At 62.9% G+C, this 15,642-nt stretch carries 13 protein-coding genes; 8 read left to right on the top strand and 5 right to left on the bottom strand.

All coding sequences use genetic code 11. From position 1 onward, the window contains the following. Positions 1–76: 76 nt before the first annotated feature. Entirely contained in the window at positions 77–940 is an 864-nt protein-coding gene (locus tag ABIB44_RS19355; RefSeq protein WP_354586329.1) for a carboxypeptidase-like regulatory domain-containing protein, read from the top strand. Positions 941–949: 9 nt separating this feature from the next. Here ABIB44_RS19355 and ABIB44_RS19350 read toward each other — a convergent pair whose 3' ends face one another. Then, complete coding sequence (locus ABIB44_RS19350) at positions 950–3,817, bottom strand: PAS domain-containing hybrid sensor histidine kinase/response regulator (protein WP_354586328.1); 2,868 nt, start codon at positions 3,815–3,817, stop codon at positions 950–952. Between the two features lie 223 nt (positions 3,818–4,040). Here ABIB44_RS19350 and ABIB44_RS19345 point away from each other — a divergent pair, with 223 nt between their 5' ends. From ABIB44_RS19345 to ABIB44_RS19335, 3 genes are all read left to right on the top strand, one after another. Next, positions 4,041–4,628: a 5-formyltetrahydrofolate cyclo-ligase gene (locus ABIB44_RS19345; protein WP_354586327.1), complete on the top strand. Its 588-nt coding sequence runs from the start codon at positions 4,041–4,043 to the stop codon at positions 4,626–4,628. 137 nt (positions 4,629–4,765) lie between these two features. Next, positions 4,766–5,287, top strand: a complete 522-nt coding sequence (locus tag ABIB44_RS19340) for an ExbD/TolR family protein (RefSeq protein WP_354586326.1) — start codon at positions 4,766–4,768, stop codon at positions 5,285–5,287. Between the two features lie 3 nt (positions 5,288–5,290). Then, on the top strand, positions 5,291–6,127 hold the full coding sequence (locus ABIB44_RS19335) for an energy transducer TonB (protein WP_354586325.1): 837 nt from the start codon (positions 5,291–5,293) through the stop codon (positions 6,125–6,127). Positions 6,128–6,181: 54 nt separating this feature from the next. On the opposite strand, the gene ABIB44_RS19330 is transcribed toward ABIB44_RS19335, so the two are convergent. The 3 genes from ABIB44_RS19330 to mnmC2 form a co-directional block, all read right to left on the bottom strand. Continuing rightward, positions 6,182–6,742 carry a GDYXXLXY domain-containing protein gene (locus ABIB44_RS19330; RefSeq protein ID WP_354586324.1) on the bottom strand — a complete coding sequence of 187 codons (561 nt, stop codon included), beginning with the start codon at positions 6,740–6,742 and terminating at the stop codon, positions 6,182–6,184. Positions 6,743–6,763: 21 nt separating this feature from the next. Further along, on the bottom strand, positions 6,764–8,050 hold the full coding sequence (locus ABIB44_RS19325; RefSeq protein WP_354586323.1) for a DUF2157 domain-containing protein: 1,287 nt from the start codon (positions 8,048–8,050) through the stop codon (positions 6,764–6,766). 82 nt (positions 8,051–8,132) lie between these two features. Continuing rightward, positions 8,133–8,903 (bottom strand): tRNA (5-methylaminomethyl-2-thiouridine)(34)-methyltransferase MnmC2, encoded by a 771-nt coding sequence (gene mnmC2, locus ABIB44_RS19320; RefSeq protein ID WP_354586322.1) that lies wholly within the window; start codon positions 8,901–8,903, stop codon positions 8,133–8,135. Positions 8,904–8,924: 21 nt separating this feature from the next. Between mnmC2 and ABIB44_RS19315 the strand changes: the two genes are divergently transcribed. The 4 genes from ABIB44_RS19315 (at position 8,925) to ABIB44_RS19300 (ending at position 12,504) form a co-directional block, all read left to right on the top strand. Then, positions 8,925–9,365, top strand: a complete 441-nt coding sequence (locus tag ABIB44_RS19315) for a thioesterase family protein (RefSeq protein ID WP_354586321.1) — start codon at positions 8,925–8,927, stop codon at positions 9,363–9,365. 627 nt (positions 9,366–9,992) lie between these two features. After that, positions 9,993–11,072: a dual-specificity RNA methyltransferase RlmN gene (rlmN, locus tag ABIB44_RS19310; protein ID WP_354586320.1), complete on the top strand. Its 1,080-nt coding sequence runs from the start codon at positions 9,993–9,995 to the stop codon at positions 11,070–11,072. Positions 11,073–11,253: 181 nt separating this feature from the next. Further along, positions 11,254–11,874, top strand: a complete 621-nt coding sequence (locus ABIB44_RS19305; RefSeq protein ID WP_354586319.1) for a DUF3575 domain-containing protein — start codon at positions 11,254–11,256, stop codon at positions 11,872–11,874. A 60-nt stretch (positions 11,875–11,934) separates the two neighbouring features. After that, a complete protein-coding gene (locus ABIB44_RS19300) occupies positions 11,935–12,504 on the top strand; it encodes a DUF3575 domain-containing protein (RefSeq protein ID WP_354586318.1) in 570 nt (189 codons plus the stop codon). A 316-nt stretch (positions 12,505–12,820) separates the two neighbouring features. Here ABIB44_RS19300 and ABIB44_RS19295 read toward each other — a convergent pair whose 3' ends face one another. Continuing rightward, positions 12,821–15,349, bottom strand: a complete 2,529-nt coding sequence (locus ABIB44_RS19295) for an autotransporter outer membrane beta-barrel domain-containing protein (RefSeq protein WP_354586317.1) — start codon at positions 15,347–15,349, stop codon at positions 12,821–12,823. Positions 15,350–15,642: the final 293 nt, after the last annotated feature.

Below are 15,642 nucleotides of genomic sequence, written 5' to 3'. Positions count from 1 at the left end.
CGGGCAACTTCCGGGCAAGTTTGCGCATTAGTCAGGCAGCCGGCATCTTTGCCCGCGTCTCTACCTGCCTTTCCGCGTGAAATATTTCTACCTAACCCCGCTGCTGCTCTTGCTCCTCATTGCCTCGGCGGTGGCCCAACCCATCACCGGCCGCATTACCGATAGCCGTACCCACGCGGCGCTGCCCTACGTGAACATTGGCGTGGTGGGCAAGGCATTAGGCACCGTGGCCGACGAGCAGGGCACTTACACGCTGGCTTTTCAAAAATCACTGGCGGCTGAAAACGTGCGTATTTCCAGCCTGGGCTACGCGCCGCGCAACCTCACGCTGGCCGAGCTAGCCGCTCAGCCTAACGTCGCGCTTGTGCCGGAAGCCGTTTTGCTGGCCGAAGTCCAGGTGAAGGGCAGGTCACTATCCCGCCGCACGCACACACTGGGCAATACTGGCAATGCTGAGATGGCCACCAACACATTTGCCGCCAATAGCCTAGGTGGGCAGGTAGGTACGGTCATCAAGCTCAGCCGGCAGCCTACCCGTATCGTAAATGCCGTATTCAACGTTGCGCGAAGCTCGCCGGGGCAGGTTACTTTGCGGGTAAATATTTATCGACTGGGGTCTGATGGGTTGCCGACCGAAGTAAAGCTTTTGCCACGTGATGTCATTGTGACCAGTCCGATTGCTCGCGGCCCCATCACCGTCGACTTAAGCGCCGACCAGCTGGTGCTAAACGAGGATTTTTTTCTGGCAATCGAGTTGCTGAAATGGGACAACCCGGCATCACACGGGGCTGAATTTGCCTTTTCCGCTTCCTTGGGTTATTTCCACAACGAAATCTATTATCGCCACACTAGCCAGGCACCCTGGAAAAGGGCTTCGATTGGAGCCCTGATGGCCGGTATGCAGCCCCGACTCAGCTTCTACGTAACGGTGAACGACTAGGCTGTAGCGTTACTCCGTCAGCTCGGCGCTGAGGCCGGCCAGGGCGCGCTCCACGCCGGCCACCAGCTGGGCCAGGGCTTGGCGCAGCGCGGCGGGCGCTTCGGGTGCGGCGGTGGGCTCGTCGCTGTGCAGGCGCACGAGCACTTCCAGCGCTGGCCCCACGTCGCAGATACCCAGCGTGTGCAGGTTGGGCTTGATGTGGTGGGCCAGGCGGCCCACTTCGGGCCAGTTGGCGGCGGCTCCAGCGGCTTTTAGCTGGCCCAGGCTCCGGGGCATGTTCGTGAGAAACGAGCGCACGATTTTGTGCACAAAAGCCTCGCGGCCCTTGGCCATCTCGCGCAGCGGAGTCAGGTTGTAGGCCGGCGCGACGCATGGCTGGGGCGGCAGCAGGGCCTCCATGGTCTGGTAGAGGGTAGCCTCATCGTAGGGCTTGGTGAGACAGGCGTTGACGCCGGCAGCGAGGTAGCGCTCAATATCGCTTCGAAAAGCATTGGCCGTGAGGGCGATGATGGGCGTGGCCGCCCGGCGCGCACCCGGCATTTCGCGAAGGCGGCGCGTTACGTCGAGGCCGCTCAGGCCGGGCATCTGAATATCGGTGAGCACCAGGTCGAAGTCGGCTTCCGTCAGGCGAGCCAGGGCAATCAAGCCATTTTCAGCTTCTTCCAGCTCTACGCCCCAGGGCTCCAGCATCATGCGGGCCACGGTGCGGTTTATTTCATTGTCTTCGATGAGCAGCACCCGCGCGCCCACCAGGCGGCCGGTGTTGTAGGCGGCATCGTTGGCATCGGCCAAGGCGGGCGCGGTCGCTTTCGGAAAAGTCAACTCGAAGTCGAAGCTGCTGCCCTGGCCCAGCGTGCTGGCCAGGCGCAGCTGCCCGCCCATTTGCGCCACCAGCGCCCGCGAAATGCTCAGACCCAAGCCGGTACCGCCGTGATGCCGGGAAGTGTCGGCATTGGCCTGCGTAAAGCTTTCGAAGATGAGCGCCTGCTTATTGGCCTCGATGCCCGGCCCGGTATCGGCCACGCAGAACCGCACGCTGAGGGTGCTGGCCGTTTCGTCCAGCAGCGAGCTGCTCACCAACACGCGGCCGGCGGCCGTAAACTTGATGGCATTGCTCACCAGGTTCAGCAGCACCTGGTTGAGGCGGTGCGCGTCGCCCACCACCCAGGGCTGGGGGTAAACGTCGCGCAGGGCCTGCCGCTGAAAATCGAGCCCCTTTTCGCGGGCCTGGGCCTCCAGCGGGGCCAGGGCTTCGGAGATAGAGTCACTGAGATTAAAGGTGGCGGCCTCGAGTTCGAGCTTCCCGGCCGAAATTTTGGCCATGTCGAGCACGTCGTTCAGCACGGCCAGCAAGTGGCGGCCCGACGAGCTGATGACGCGCACCAGCTCCTGCTGGCGGGCATCGAGGCGGGTTTTGGCCAGCTGAGCCGTCATGCCCAGCACGCCGTTCATGGGCGTGCGAATTTCGTGGCTCATGTTGGCCAGGAAGTTTTCGCGGGCCCGGGCCGAGGCTTCGGCTTCGTCGCGGGCGCGCTGGCTTTCGCGCTCGGCCAGCACGCGGTCGGTGATGTCGTGCGAATGCGAGATGATGTAGGGTTGCTGGCCCGGCTCGCGCATCACGAAGGTGTGATACAGCAGGTGGCGCAGTTCGAAGCTGCCGCGCGGCAGTGCCCGCAGCACCCGCAGCACGCCCTGGGCCTCACCCCGGGCATCCATGCGCGCCAAGAAATCGGCGAAGCCGGCCTGGTCTTCGGCCAGCAGGTAAGTGGCCATGGACTGGCCGACCAGGTCGGGGGCGGGGTGGCCCAGCAGGGTGGCCAGGGCGGGGTTCACCGAGAGCAGGGTGCCGGCCAGGTCGTAGGTACAAATCAGGGCCTGGGCGTAGTGCATCAGGTCGCGGTACTGCTTCTCGCTGCGGGCCAGCGTATCCTGCGCCTGCTTGAGGTCGCTGATGTCGGTGCTCACGCCCAGCACGTGCACGCTGCCGTCGGGGCGCAGCAGCGGCCGCTTCACCGAGTGGAACCAGCGCATTTCGCCGGTGCTCAGCGGCAGGCGGTCTTCGGAAGTGATTTCCTGGCCGGTGGCCAGCACGAGGTCGTCGCCGGCGGCGTAGCGGGCGGCCTCGCGGGCGGCTTCGTCGGCCGCGCGCCGGGGGGCATTTCCGGTACCGGCCAGCTGGGTCATGGCGCGGTTGCTGAACACGAACCGGCCCTCGGCATCGCGCACGTAAATGGCGCTGGGGTTGGTGTCGAGCACCTGCTGCATAAACTCCTGCTGCTCGCGCTGGGCGGCCTCGCTGCGCTGGCTGCGGGCTTCGGCTTCCACGCGGGCCGTCACGTCGAGGCCGTAGCCGAGCATGAAGGGCGCGCCGGCTCCCACCTGGGCCAGCAGCTTGAAGTGGCGCTGGTGGTAGCGGGCCCCCTCGGGGAAGGGCGTGCAGTCATCCCACACCATCGACTCGGAGCTACGCAGGGCCTGCTCGAACATGCGCGACCGCTGCTCGGCCAGCTCCATCGGGAAACCGTAGCGCTCGCAGAATTCTATCACCGTGTGGCCAATCAGCCAGGCGCGGTGCGCGGGGTCGGGCACGGCCTGGGGGTTGGAGTAGATGTAGCGGAACTGCTCGTCGAGGACCACCACTTCCACGGGCAGCTCGTCGAGAATGGTTTCGTAGAAAGCCCGCTGCGCGTCGCGCGCCGGCTCGGCCAGCCGGTTGGCGGTTAGCGCCATCAGGCGTTGCAGGCGGTCGAGGGCGGCCGTTTCGTTGGCGCGCGCCTGGGCCAGCTCCCGTTCCAGCTCGTCGAGGCGAGCCTGCACTGCCGGGTCGATTTCAGGCACCCCGTTGGCGGAAATAAGGCTGGCAGCGGAAATAGGCACGGGTAAAAATAGCTGAAACGCGGAAAATGAAGGTGGCGAAGCCCGGCCATAAGGGCCCTGGCCCACGGCAACTGTCTGGCAATTTACGCTGCCTGCGCGATGCGTTGCGGTGTTTGCCCCCAAAAGCTAGCCAACGGCTACCCTGGGCCCACCAATGGTGCGCCTGCCGGGCCGGACGGCGGCGGCCCATATGCCGTATTTTCGGCCTGCCAACCAGTCCCTGATGTCCACCAAAGCCACCCTGCGCCCTGCCGCCCTCGCCCGCCGCCGGGCCCTGGCCGCGGCGGAGGTAGCCCAGCGCAGCCAGCAGCTGTGCGAGCAGCTATTCCGGCATTTTCCGGTGGGCGAGTGGCGCTGGCTGCACCTGTTTCTGCCGCTGGCCCGGCGCAACGAGCCCGACACCTGGCCCATCATCCGGCGCATCTGGACCGATTTTCCGGCCGTGCAACTGGCCGTACCCGTGGTGCAGGCCGATGGTATTTCGCTGAGAAACTTCGCCCTGAGCCCTGCCACGCAGCTGTTCGAAAACCGCTGGGGCATTCCCGAACCTGCGGCCGACCCAGCCACGGAAGTGCTGCCAATGGCCTTCGATGCCGTGCTGGTACCGCTGCTGGCCGTGGATGAAACGGGGCAGCGCGTGGGCTATGGCGGCGGCTACTACGACCGGTTTCTGGCCCAGTGCCGGCCGGGCACGCCGTTCATCGGATTAAATGTGCTGGATGAAGCCCCCCACGGGCGCATTGCCGACGTGCTGCCCACCGACGTGCCGCTCACGGCCTGCCTCACCCCGGGTGGCGTGCGGCGCTTCTGAAAGCATCCGAAAGGAACGATGGGGCGGGCGGTTTAGTATGCGGCATAAATTGAAATATATTTTCATAAAAACCTCACAATAAGGGCTTCAGGCTAAGCGTTGGCTGGGTAAATCTCTCCTTCTAACCGACTGAACCCGTGGCCGAAATCCAACAGCAAGCCGCCGGCGGCAAGCCCGGCAAACGACGAGCGAAGCAGCTGTCGACGCGCATCGATATGACGCCCATGGTGGACCTGGCGTTTCTGCTGCTCACCTTTTTCATGCTCACCACCACCTTCGCCCGGCCCTACACCATGGAGCTGAACATGCCGGTGCGACCTAAAATAGAGGGTCCGACCAAGGTGCGCGAATCGCAGGCGATGACCATCGTGCTGGGAGCCGGCCACCGGGTGTACTATTTCGCCGGCCTCAACGCCCCGGGCCCGGCAGCAGCCCGGCCCGAGCTGCACGCCACCACGTTTGCGGCCGATGGCATCCGGCAGGCTATTCGGGAGCGGCAGCGCCGCACGGCCGGGCTGGTTGTGCTCATCAAGCCCACGGCCGAATCGAAATACCAGGACATGGTGAACATGCTGGATGAGATGAATATCAGCCGGCAACCCAAATACGCCCTCGTGAAAATCACGCAGGAAGACCTGAACCTCCTCAAAAACAACTAGCGTATGATGACCAATGCCCAGCTGGCCACGGCCAGCCTCGACGACATCGTGTTCGATGGTCGCAACCGCCACTACGGGGCCTACGAGCTTCGCGCCCTCTACCAGCGCCACATGTCGCGCGCGCTGGTTATCGCCACGGCCGTGTGCGCCCTGCTGCTGGTATTTCCGCTCGTAGCGCAGCTGCTGCGAGAAAAAGTCGTTACCGTGGTGCCGGCCTTTACCCCAGCCACGCCGTTCGACTACCACCCGAACGACGTGCCGCTTACGCCGCCCACGCCGCCAGCCGCTGCCACGCCGCCGCCCGCCTCGCCGCAGCCGCAGCCCACGCTGAAAGACGTGGTGCCCGTGGTGGCCAAAGACGATAAAGTGGACCCCGCCGACGAGGTGCCCGACCGCGACAAGCTGCTGACCACGCAACCGGGCGTGCGCACCGAAGTCGGCGACCCCAACGCCGTAGCAGCTATTCCGAACGACCTGCCCGTGGGCAAAAAAGATGAAGTGGTGCCCGAGGTTGTCAACACCAAATTTGTTTGGGTGGAACAGATGCCCGAGCTGCCCGGCGGAGGCGGCCAGCCAGCCATCGTGAAGGCCATCCAAAAGGCCGTGCGCTACCCGGCCAGAGCGCTGAGCAACCAGATTGAAGGGAAGGTGTTTGTGAGCTTCACCGTTGACCCCAAGGGTGAAGTAATCGATGTGCAAATCGTGAAAGGCCTGGATTATGGTATCGACGAGGAGACTATTCGGGCCATTAAAACGCTGCCCCGCTTTATTCCCGGCAAGCAAAACGGCCGTGAGGTGAGCGTTTCGTTCACAGTACCCGTGACGTACAAGATTCAATAGCATCCGCTGCCGCGGTAGCAAAGAGCCCTGCCGGATGCGTCCGGCAGGGCTCTTTTAATTGGCTCTGGTGGGCTCGGCCGCCACGCCCGTGATGCGGGCCTGGCCCCAGGGCGCGATGCTGACGCGTACCCGCAGCGGGTGCAGGCGGCCGGCTTTTTCGAGGCGCAGGCCGCTGCCTTCGGGCACATAGTAGCGCTCGAGGTTGAAGCGCAGGTTGAAGGAGGCCGGGTACACGTCGGTCACCCAGCCGCGCAGCACGGCCTGGCCCACGCTGGGCTTCGGGGCCTGCGGATACACGCCCACGGCCGTGCTGAGGCTGTCGGGGCCGGTGGCCAGTAGCACGAAAACCGACTGGCGGCGCTTGGGAGCGGTTCCGTCGTGCCAGCGGCTCAGCGGGCTTTCGCTGATGGCGTAGCGCAGGCGTACGAAGTCGCCGTAGAGCAAATCGCGCGGGTCGATGGGCGTGGTGGCCAGCACTACCTTTTGGCCCAGAGCCGTGGTGGCGTAGCCCGCGCCGGCCACGCCCAGCACATAGAGCACCTGCGCCGCCACCAGCGCCCGCAGCAGCGGCCGGCGACGGGCCGGGTTTGAGAACCAGGAGAGCAGGTCAGTCATTCAGCAGAATTGAATGGTGAGTTACGAGGGTTGAGTTGGTGCCGGGGCTTCGGAATCGGCGGTAGCGATGGGCGGCGTGCCGGCTTGCTGCGCTACCGGCACGCCGGCGGTGGCCAGCACCTGGGCGTTGCGGCGGCGCAGGTACCAACTCAGGGCCAGCAGCAGCACGCCGCCCAGCAGGAAAAACAGCGACTTATCCATAAAGCCCCAGGTGAGCTTGAAGTAGGCCACGGCAGTAGCACCCACAAACAGCACCGCGCCGATGGTGAGCTGGTCGGGGTCGTGGTCGCGGTTGGCGCGGGCCAGCACCGAGCCCGCGTGGGCATACAGCACCACCAGCGTGGCCACAGCCAGCGACAGCCCCCCCGAAAGGTAGAAGCCCGGCAGCAGCAGCAGCCAGTCGGGCAGGCTGCCGAGGCGGCCCCGCACCCGCTTGCCGGCCACCGACACGGCCAGCACTGCCGCCAGCGCCCCCAGGTAGGGCAGCAGTGGCGGCCGCAGCACGTTGGCGTAGGCATCGGCTTCGCCAAAAATGGCCAGCCCGAACATGAACAGGTAAGCCGCTACCAGCGGCGGCACCTGCAAAGCGCGCCCGCCCAGGCGGTTGGGCTGCCAGTCGCCGGCCGCGTAAATGCCCATGGCCGGCACAAAAAACCAGGTGATTTTGGCGTGGAGCACGATGATGAGCAGGCCCGCCTGCCAGAGCAGGCCGGCGGCCAGCACGTAGCTGCCCACCACGTCGGGCCGCCGCCACCAGTAGTAGCCCAGCCCGCCCGCCACCAGCCAGGCCGTCGCGTAGCTGAAGATGCCCAGCGACTCGACGCAGTACGTTTGCACCGCCGACCCGATGAGGACCGTGAGCAGCACCAGCAGCCGCGAGCCGTACACGTAGCTCAGGCCCACGCCGGCCACCACCCAGGCCAGCAGGCCGCTGGCATCGTAGCCCACCAGCTGAAAGAGCTGACTGGTGAGGATGATGCTGGCCCCGAACAGCAGCAGGCCCAGCCCAATGAGGCCGTGGCCCAAATCGGGGTTGCCGCGCCGCAGGAAGTAGGCCCCCGCGCCGTAGCTGCCCACCAGGCTGGCCAGCAGCAGCGCCAGCCGCAGGGCCGTGGGCAGGCCCTGCCAGTTGGCGGCCACCACGCTCAGCCCGCTCAGGCCCACCAGCACGCTGCCCAGAATGGGGAGTAGGCCCAGGGCGGGCGCTTGTTGCGGGTAGCGGGCCAGCAGCCGCTGCCGCTGCGTTTCGCTAATGAGGCCATCGCTGACCCAGCCGGGGCTTTCGGTATCGAGAAATCTGCGAGACAAGGGTTAGACGGAATAAAGCATAGAACGTCATGCTGAGCGAAGCCGAAGCATCGCTACCACAATAGTAATTTCAATTAATGGATTACTGACGCAGTAAAGATGCTTCGGCTTCGCTCAGCATGACGTTCTCATTGCCAACTTTTCCGACCTTCAGCGCTCGCGTCATCTCGCGCTTGCCGGGGGGCCCGGGCAGCCTTTCCGTCAGCCAGCCAGCGGCCCGCAGGTTGCGCCGGAACTGGCCCTGGGCGCAGTAGCTCACCAGCACCGCGCCGGGCGCGGCGGCGGCGTAGAGCTGGGCAAACACGGCTGCCGTCCACAGCTCGGGCTGCTTTTCGGGAGCGAAAGCATCGAAGTAGATGAGGTGGTAGCAGCCAGCCGGCAGCAGCGCCGCCTGGAGGAACTGGTGCCGCTTGCACAGCCCGAAGCCGGGCAGCAGCGCCACCGGCATATCCCAGGGCGCGGCGTGCAACGCGGCAAACAGCTCTTTGATGGGGGTGCCGCGCTCGGTCCATTCGGGCTGCAGGGTGGCCACCACGGCGGGCGGCAGCGGGAAGGTTTCGAGGCCGTCGTACTCGACGGTAGCCCCAGCGGCCTGGGCGGCTTCGAGCGTCAGCAGGGCGTTGAGGCCGGTGCCGAGGCCAATTTCGAGGATGCGCAGCGGCTGGTCCGTTTCGGCGGCGGCCGGCAGCAGCGGCAGCAGCCCGTGCCGGATGTAGACGTGCACCGATTCCTGCCGCGCCCCGTGCTGCGAGTGGTAATGCTCGTCGAGGGCCGGTACGAAAAGCGTGGCCGAGCCGTCGGCCGTCATTCGCACTTCTACCTTTGGCTCCCCTAAGATTTGCTCACTGTTCATTGCTCACTGCTAACTGAAACCATGGCCCGCGTAAAAGTAGCCCTGCCCGATACCTTCTCCTTCGCCACCGAAATCCCGGTGCGCATCACCGACCTCAACTACGGCGGGCACGTGGGCAACGACGCCCTACTGGGCATCCTGCACGAGGCGCGGGTGCATTTCCTGCGCTCCATCGGCGTGCCCAACGATTACGACGTCGTCACCAAGCTCGGCCTTATCATGGTCGACGTGGCCGTGGAGTACAAGGGCGAGGCTTTCCACGGCGACGTGCTGCGCGTGCAGATAGCCGGCACCGACCCTGGCAAGTACGGGTTCGACGTGGTGTACCACGTGCACAACCAGGCCGGCAAGGAAATAGCGCGCGCCAAAACCGGGATGCTCTGCTTCGACTACAACATCCACAAGCTGCGGTTGCTGCCCGAGGAGCTGGCGGCGCAGGTTGGCCCCGGGTCCGCAGAGTGAATTCACTTGTCCGAAACAGCTATTATCGCTTTGCTATGACACTGTTCATTAAAAAAATTTACCGACTGTTTTTGACAGTCGGCTTGATGCAGACAGTTATTTCATCGGCCCAGGCCCAGGTACGGCCGACTCGCCAAATGTTGCCCGCCGATTCTACCAAAGTGTACAATTACGTAGCGCGGATGCCAGTGTATCCGGGTGGGGGCGGGGTAAAAGCCCTCGCAGCTGACTTATTGCGTGAGTTTCGGGCAGTAAGTGGTGTTACAGGCTGCGCGGTGCCAGAATTTCCAATCTATGTAACCCTAACGGTAGGACCTAGCGGAACTTTATATGATGTAAAAAGCATCAACAACCAGCCGTTGCCAGTTAATACTGGTGAGCCAAAAGGGGCCGACGGGCGAGGGCAGGGCCGCACTAATCGCAGCTTGCAGCAATTGCCTGCGGCCTGCGAACAGGCTCTCGTGTCAGCTTGCCGGAAGCTGCCTCGCCTTCAGCCTGGCACTCAGACCAATCGCCGCGTGGCAGTAAACCTGATAATGCGGCTGAATTAGCGTTTTCACAAGGAAAGCGTTATCTCGCTGCCCATTCCCGGGAACCCAACGCCCTGTCGGCTTGTATCTTTGCCCGATGTTACTTGAACTGCCCCTCGCCCCCACCGTTACCAAGCGCGATATTCGCAAAACCTCGTCCGACGAGCTCAAGGCCTTTATGGTGGAGCACGGCGAGAAGCCCTTCCGCGCCAAGCAGGTAACGGAGTGGCTATGGAAGAACACCGCCGCCACGTTCGAGGAGATGAACAACATCTCGGTGGCTACCCGCGAGCTGCTCGCCCGGCATTTCGTTATCAACGGCGTGACGGTGCAGAACAAGCAGCTCAGCAACGACGGCACCATCAAATCGGCCTTCCGGCTCTACGACGGCAACGTGGTGGAGGGCGTGCTCATCCCGCACGATACGCGCATGACGGCCTGCATTTCGAGCCAGGTGGGCTGCTCGCTCACGTGTAAGTTTTGCGCCACCGGCTACATGGACCGCAAGCGCAACCTCGACGCGGCCGAGATATACGACCAGGTGGTGCGCATCAAGGAGCAGTGCGAAAGCCAGTACGGCACGCCGCTCACCAACATCGTGTACATGGGCATGGGCGAGCCGCTGCTCAACTACGCCAACGTGGTGGAAAGTGTGCGCCGCATCACCGCAGCCGATGGCCTGAACATGGCCCCGCGCCGCATCACCATCAGCACGGCCGGCATCGCCAAAATGATAAAAAAGCTGGCCGACGACGACGTAAAGGCCAACCTGGCTCTCTCGCTGCACGCCCCCACCGACGCCAAGCGCAACGAAATTATGCCCATCAACGAGGCCAACTCCCTGGCCGCGCTGAAGGAAGCATTGCAGTACTACCACCAGAAAACCGGCCGCAAAGTCACGTACGAATACATCGTGTTCGATGGCTTCAACGACGGGCTCGACGATGCCGAGCACCTTTCCAAGATTGCTAAGTGGCTGCCCTGCAAGGTGAACCTGATTGAGTACAACCCCATCGAAAACGCCGACTACCAAAACGCCGAGGCCGACAAAATCACCGCCTTTCACAAGTACCTGGCCGACCGCGGCGTGCAAACCAACATCCGCCGTTCGCGCGGCAAGGACATCGACGCCGCCTGCGGGCAGCTGGCCGTGAAGGAGGAGAAGTCCGCTGTTTAGCTTTGCGGGGAGTTGTTCCCCCAGCGCCCGCAATAAATGCCCCGGCTCAAGAGTTGAGCCGGGGCATTTGAATGTGGAACGTTCCGGCTGTGCAACCTTACCCGGTGCAGCGACATCATGTGTGCGCGGCCGGGTGCGGCGTGCGGCTTACTTTTTCCTTTTCAAATTTTCATTATTCCCCATGAAAAAAAGCTTACTGCTCCCGGCACTACTCCTCGCCGGGGCCGCCCGCGCCCAAACCAACGCGGTAAAAGTCGACATCTTTCAACCCATTATCAATACCTTGGCGCTGTCGTTCGAGCACAAGCTAAGCGAAACCAGCAGTTTCCAGCTGGGAGTGGCGGGCACGTTTGGGTACAAGGACGATTCCGAATTCTTTTACGGCAGCGGCAGCAACACCAACAGCCGCAGCACTTCCGGCATTGCCATTACACCCGAATACCGCTTGTACCTATCCGAAAAGCATCCTGCGCTCGAAGGCTTTTACGTGGCACCGTACGCTCGCTTTCAGTACCTAAGTCAAAGCATTAGCGAAAGCTTTTATAACCCTAACGGCGGCAACCCAACGGTAGCCAGCCACAGCGCCAGCCTAACGGCCTTTGGACTGGGGGTGACGGTGGGCCGGCACTGGATTTTCAAGCAGCGCTTTTCGCTGGATATCTTTACCGGACCGGGCTACACCTTTGCCAGTGTGTCATCGGACCAGCCGGGCTATACGCCGCGCAAAGGCGACTTCGTGGGTTATCTCAATAACAACAGCTATGATTTTCGTGGCGGGGCTACTTTTGGCGTGGCTTTTTGAGCCACCAGGGGAACATCCGATACATTTGACAAACAACCTTTCACTCTTTTTCTACTTTGCATGAAGAACATTTTACTCGCCATTGCCCTGATGCTGGCCGCCGGCAAGGCTTCGGCCCAGGACAATGTGGTTAAAGTAAATATTTTTAGCCCCATTTACAAGACCGGCTCCTTCTTCTTTGAGCACAAGCTAGACGCTTCCAAGAGCGTGCAACTGGGTGCCTCTTTCACCAGTGCCAGCGTTGACGACGACGTAACCCTTTCCGGATTTGCCATCACGCCGGAATACCGGTTTTATCTATCGGACAGCAAAGAAGCGCCTCGCGGGTTTTATGTAGGCCCCTACCTGCGCTACCGAAACCTGAAGCTAAAATATGCTGATAATTCCGGCGGCGGCAGCCAAGCAGCCGAAGCCACTCTTAACACGTTCGGCGGCGGCATCCTGATTGGCCACCAATGGATTTTCAAGCAGCGCTTCTCGCTCGACACGTTCCTCGGTCCTTCGTACAGTGCGGGCTCGGTGAAATACAAAGACAATACGGGTTACCAACGGGATTTCAGCAACAATAATTTTCTGCTGGGTATTGGCTTCGGCATTCGCTCGGGCGTAACTTTTGGGTTGGCCTTTTAGCTCCGGCGTCTTAACGCTATGCACGTTGCAAAGGTGGTGAAGATACTCCCTGCATGGTTTCGACGCGGCAGGTACGCTTCAGCGATAAGGCACCGAAAGCAACGGTAGCGGCGGGCATCCAGGGAAGAAAATTTATTGGGGCATGAGCCATTTATTCCACTCTTCTAGACTCCTGGAAAGTCCAGGTTAACCGTCTATCCCTGCTCAAAACTAAAAAAAGCGCCGACTCATCAGCCGGCGCTTTTTTTAGTTTTAGAGAAGAACAAGGCTACTCGCGCAGCCAGGGATTCGGCCGCGGGCCGAACGGCGTAGTGCCTCAGTCTTTCACCACGCGCTGGTGCAGCACCTGGCCACCCACGGTGGCCGTGAGCAGGTAAGTGCCGGGCGCGCAGGCAGGCTGCACGCGCAGCGGGGCAGTGCCGGGCGCGAGGGCTTGCTCCTGGTGCCATACTTCGCGGCCCGTCATGTCGAGCAGGCGCAGGGTGGCGGTGGCGGCGGCGGGTGCGCTGAGGGCCACGGTCAGCTCGGAGCTGAATTGCGTGGGGTAGGCGGCCAGCGCCAGGCCCTCGGCATCGAAGTCGAGGCGCTGCGGGGCGAAGTAGTGGGCGCGGCCGTCGCGGTCGTCCTGGCGCAGGCGGTAGTAGCGGGGGCCGGCTTTGCCGGGGGCCGCATCCACGAAGCGGTAGTGGCGGGCGCTGCTGCTGCTGCCGCTCCCTTCGGCGGCCACGTAGCCGATTTGCTGATAGGCCCGGCCATCGGTCGATACTTCGAGGCCAAAGCCCCGGTTGGCTTCTTCGGAAGCGGTTTCCCAGCTCAGCAGGGCGTTGCGGCCCTGGCGCTCGGCCCGGAAGGCGGTGAGGCCCACCGGCAGCGGGGCCGTGAAGTCGGCCAGGGTCCAGCGCGAAAAGCCGCCTACGTTATTCAGCACCGCGTAGCCGCTGCCAGCGCTGCTGATGCCTTTGTTCTGCCAGTTCACCCCGCTATCCGTCGACTTAAAGAAGCGCAGGTTGGCCGGCGCGATGCCATTGAGCTCGTGGGCGAAGTATTCCATCGTCAGGGCCATGTCGAGACCCGTGTTGGTGGTAGCCGCGATGTCGAAGTAGCGCAGAATAGCGCGGGCACCGGCCGCCCCGGTGGGAGCCGTGCCGGTGGTGCGCGTTACGAGGGTGCTGCCGGGCAGCACCGAGCCGGGGGCCGGCTGCATGCGCAGGCCCACGCCGCCAAAGGTTTCGGCCACGCCCACCACGGGGATGCGGCGCACTTCCACGCGGCCCAGCACGTAGCTGGTTTCGGTTTCGGCGAGGTTGGCCAGCGGGTCGAGCTTGATGCGGAAGGGGCCGGTGTTGAGGATGCCGCTCAGCATCTGCACGCCGTTGTACACCTCGGCGTCGTCGGAGAAAGTTTTCACGCCGCCGCCGTTTACTTCGAGGTTGAAGTACAGGCCGCCGCTCACGACCTGGTTGCCGGCCCCGGTGAGCTTCACCTTGCCCGTCGAGCAATTAAACTGCCCGCCGTTGTTCAGCATGTCGCCCTTGATTTCAAGGTCGCCCAACGTCTGGGCAAAGGTGCCGGTGTTGGTGAAGTTGCCGTTGATGAGGATATCACCGCCCGTGTGGTTGAGAATACCGGCGTTCACGAGGTCGCCGAGCACCACGGTCTGGCCGCTTTCCACCACCATCAGCTGGCCGCTGCTCACGTTGAAGGAAGTGAGAATGGTGGTGGCCTGGCTCACGAGGCTGTTCACGCCGCTGGTGCCGGTGTTGCTCACGTTGGTTACGGTATTGGCCGTGAGCACCGAGCGGCCGCCGGCGGCGCTCACGGCCGTGAAGGCGGTGCTGCCCACGCCGGTCAGGCTTACTTCGCGCACCACGTTATTCATCACCTGGTTGGTATTGGTGGTGCTGCTGCCGCAGTTCATCACAATGCCCCGGAAGTTCTGAATGCCGGCGTTGGTCCAGGTGCCGCCGGTAGCGCCGGCCGCCTGCCCGCCAATGAAGTTACCGCTCACCATGGCGTCGTTGGCAGGGGCCCCGGGGCGAAAGTCGATACCCGTTTGGGCGGCCGTGGGCAGGGCGGCGGCGTTGTAGTAAAAGCTGTTGTTGCTGATAGTCCACTGGTTGCCGTTGCCGGCACCGACCAGCACACCCGTGCGGTCGAAATTGAACAGCTCGCAGTTGGTGAGGCTGAAGCCGTCGTTCACGCCGCTGGCGCTGGCCGCGTACACCAGGTTGGCGGGTAGCTGCGCCGGATTGGCATTGCCCACGAAGCACTCAGTGAGGGTATTGTAGTCGTTGCCGGCCACGTTGCCATCGCCCACCACTACCACGCCGCTTGTGAGCAGGGTGTTAGAGCCCAGTACCGTAGTCTCGCGCACCGCGTTGTGGCTGGCATCGTCGGTGAAAGCCACGGCCGGGGCCGTCAGGCTGGGCTGGCGCAGCGTGAGGGCCCGCGCCACCGTGCCGTTGTTGCCGCTGAGGGTAGCATAAGCGCTGCCCGCCCCAAAGGTGAAGGTACCCGTGAGCACGGTGCTCACTCCGGCCGCCGGCCGAATGGTGAGGGTGTTGGTGGCGCTGCCGGTTTTGGTCAGCAGCACATCTTCGGTGTAGCTGGCATCGAGCAGGCGTAGCTCGTAGGCTTGCGTCAGCGTGGCGGGCACGGCGGCCAGCGCCGCCGCAATAGTAGCGTAGCTGGCCCCGGAAGTGGCCCCCACCGTGTAGATGACGGCCGCCTGGGCCTGGCTGGCCAAGCTCAGCAGCAGGGCCAGCCCACCCAAACGGCGCGCCAACCGGCCCCGATGCCGCGGCTCAGTGAAACTAAATGGTGAGCGGGAGACAATGTGTTTCATAACAGGGAGAAAGAGGGTGGAGTATTAGCTGCAAATGCCGACTGCTACCAGAGGAGCCAACCGGCAATAGTTACATCAGTCAGTTTCATGAACCCCTCGTGGCAATGTATTTCCACCCGGATGCAATTCGACAAAATATAACTTATCAAATCTAACACCTCCTCTTACCCAGGCACAACCCCATGCACAAATCCCCAACAGAATATTAATATTAGCAGTACATTATATTACGCCCATCCCATTGATTTCTACTTTTATTACCATTGTTTTTTCATCATTACAAAATCAAAATT

Source organism: Hymenobacter sp. UYCo722 (assembly GCF_040547115.1).
In the GTDB taxonomy this organism is placed as follows: Bacteria; Bacteroidota; Bacteroidia; order Cytophagales; family Hymenobacteraceae; genus Hymenobacter.
The sequence above is the reverse complement of the archived record's forward strand: the minus strand, read 5'-3'. Positions and strand labels throughout refer to the sequence as shown.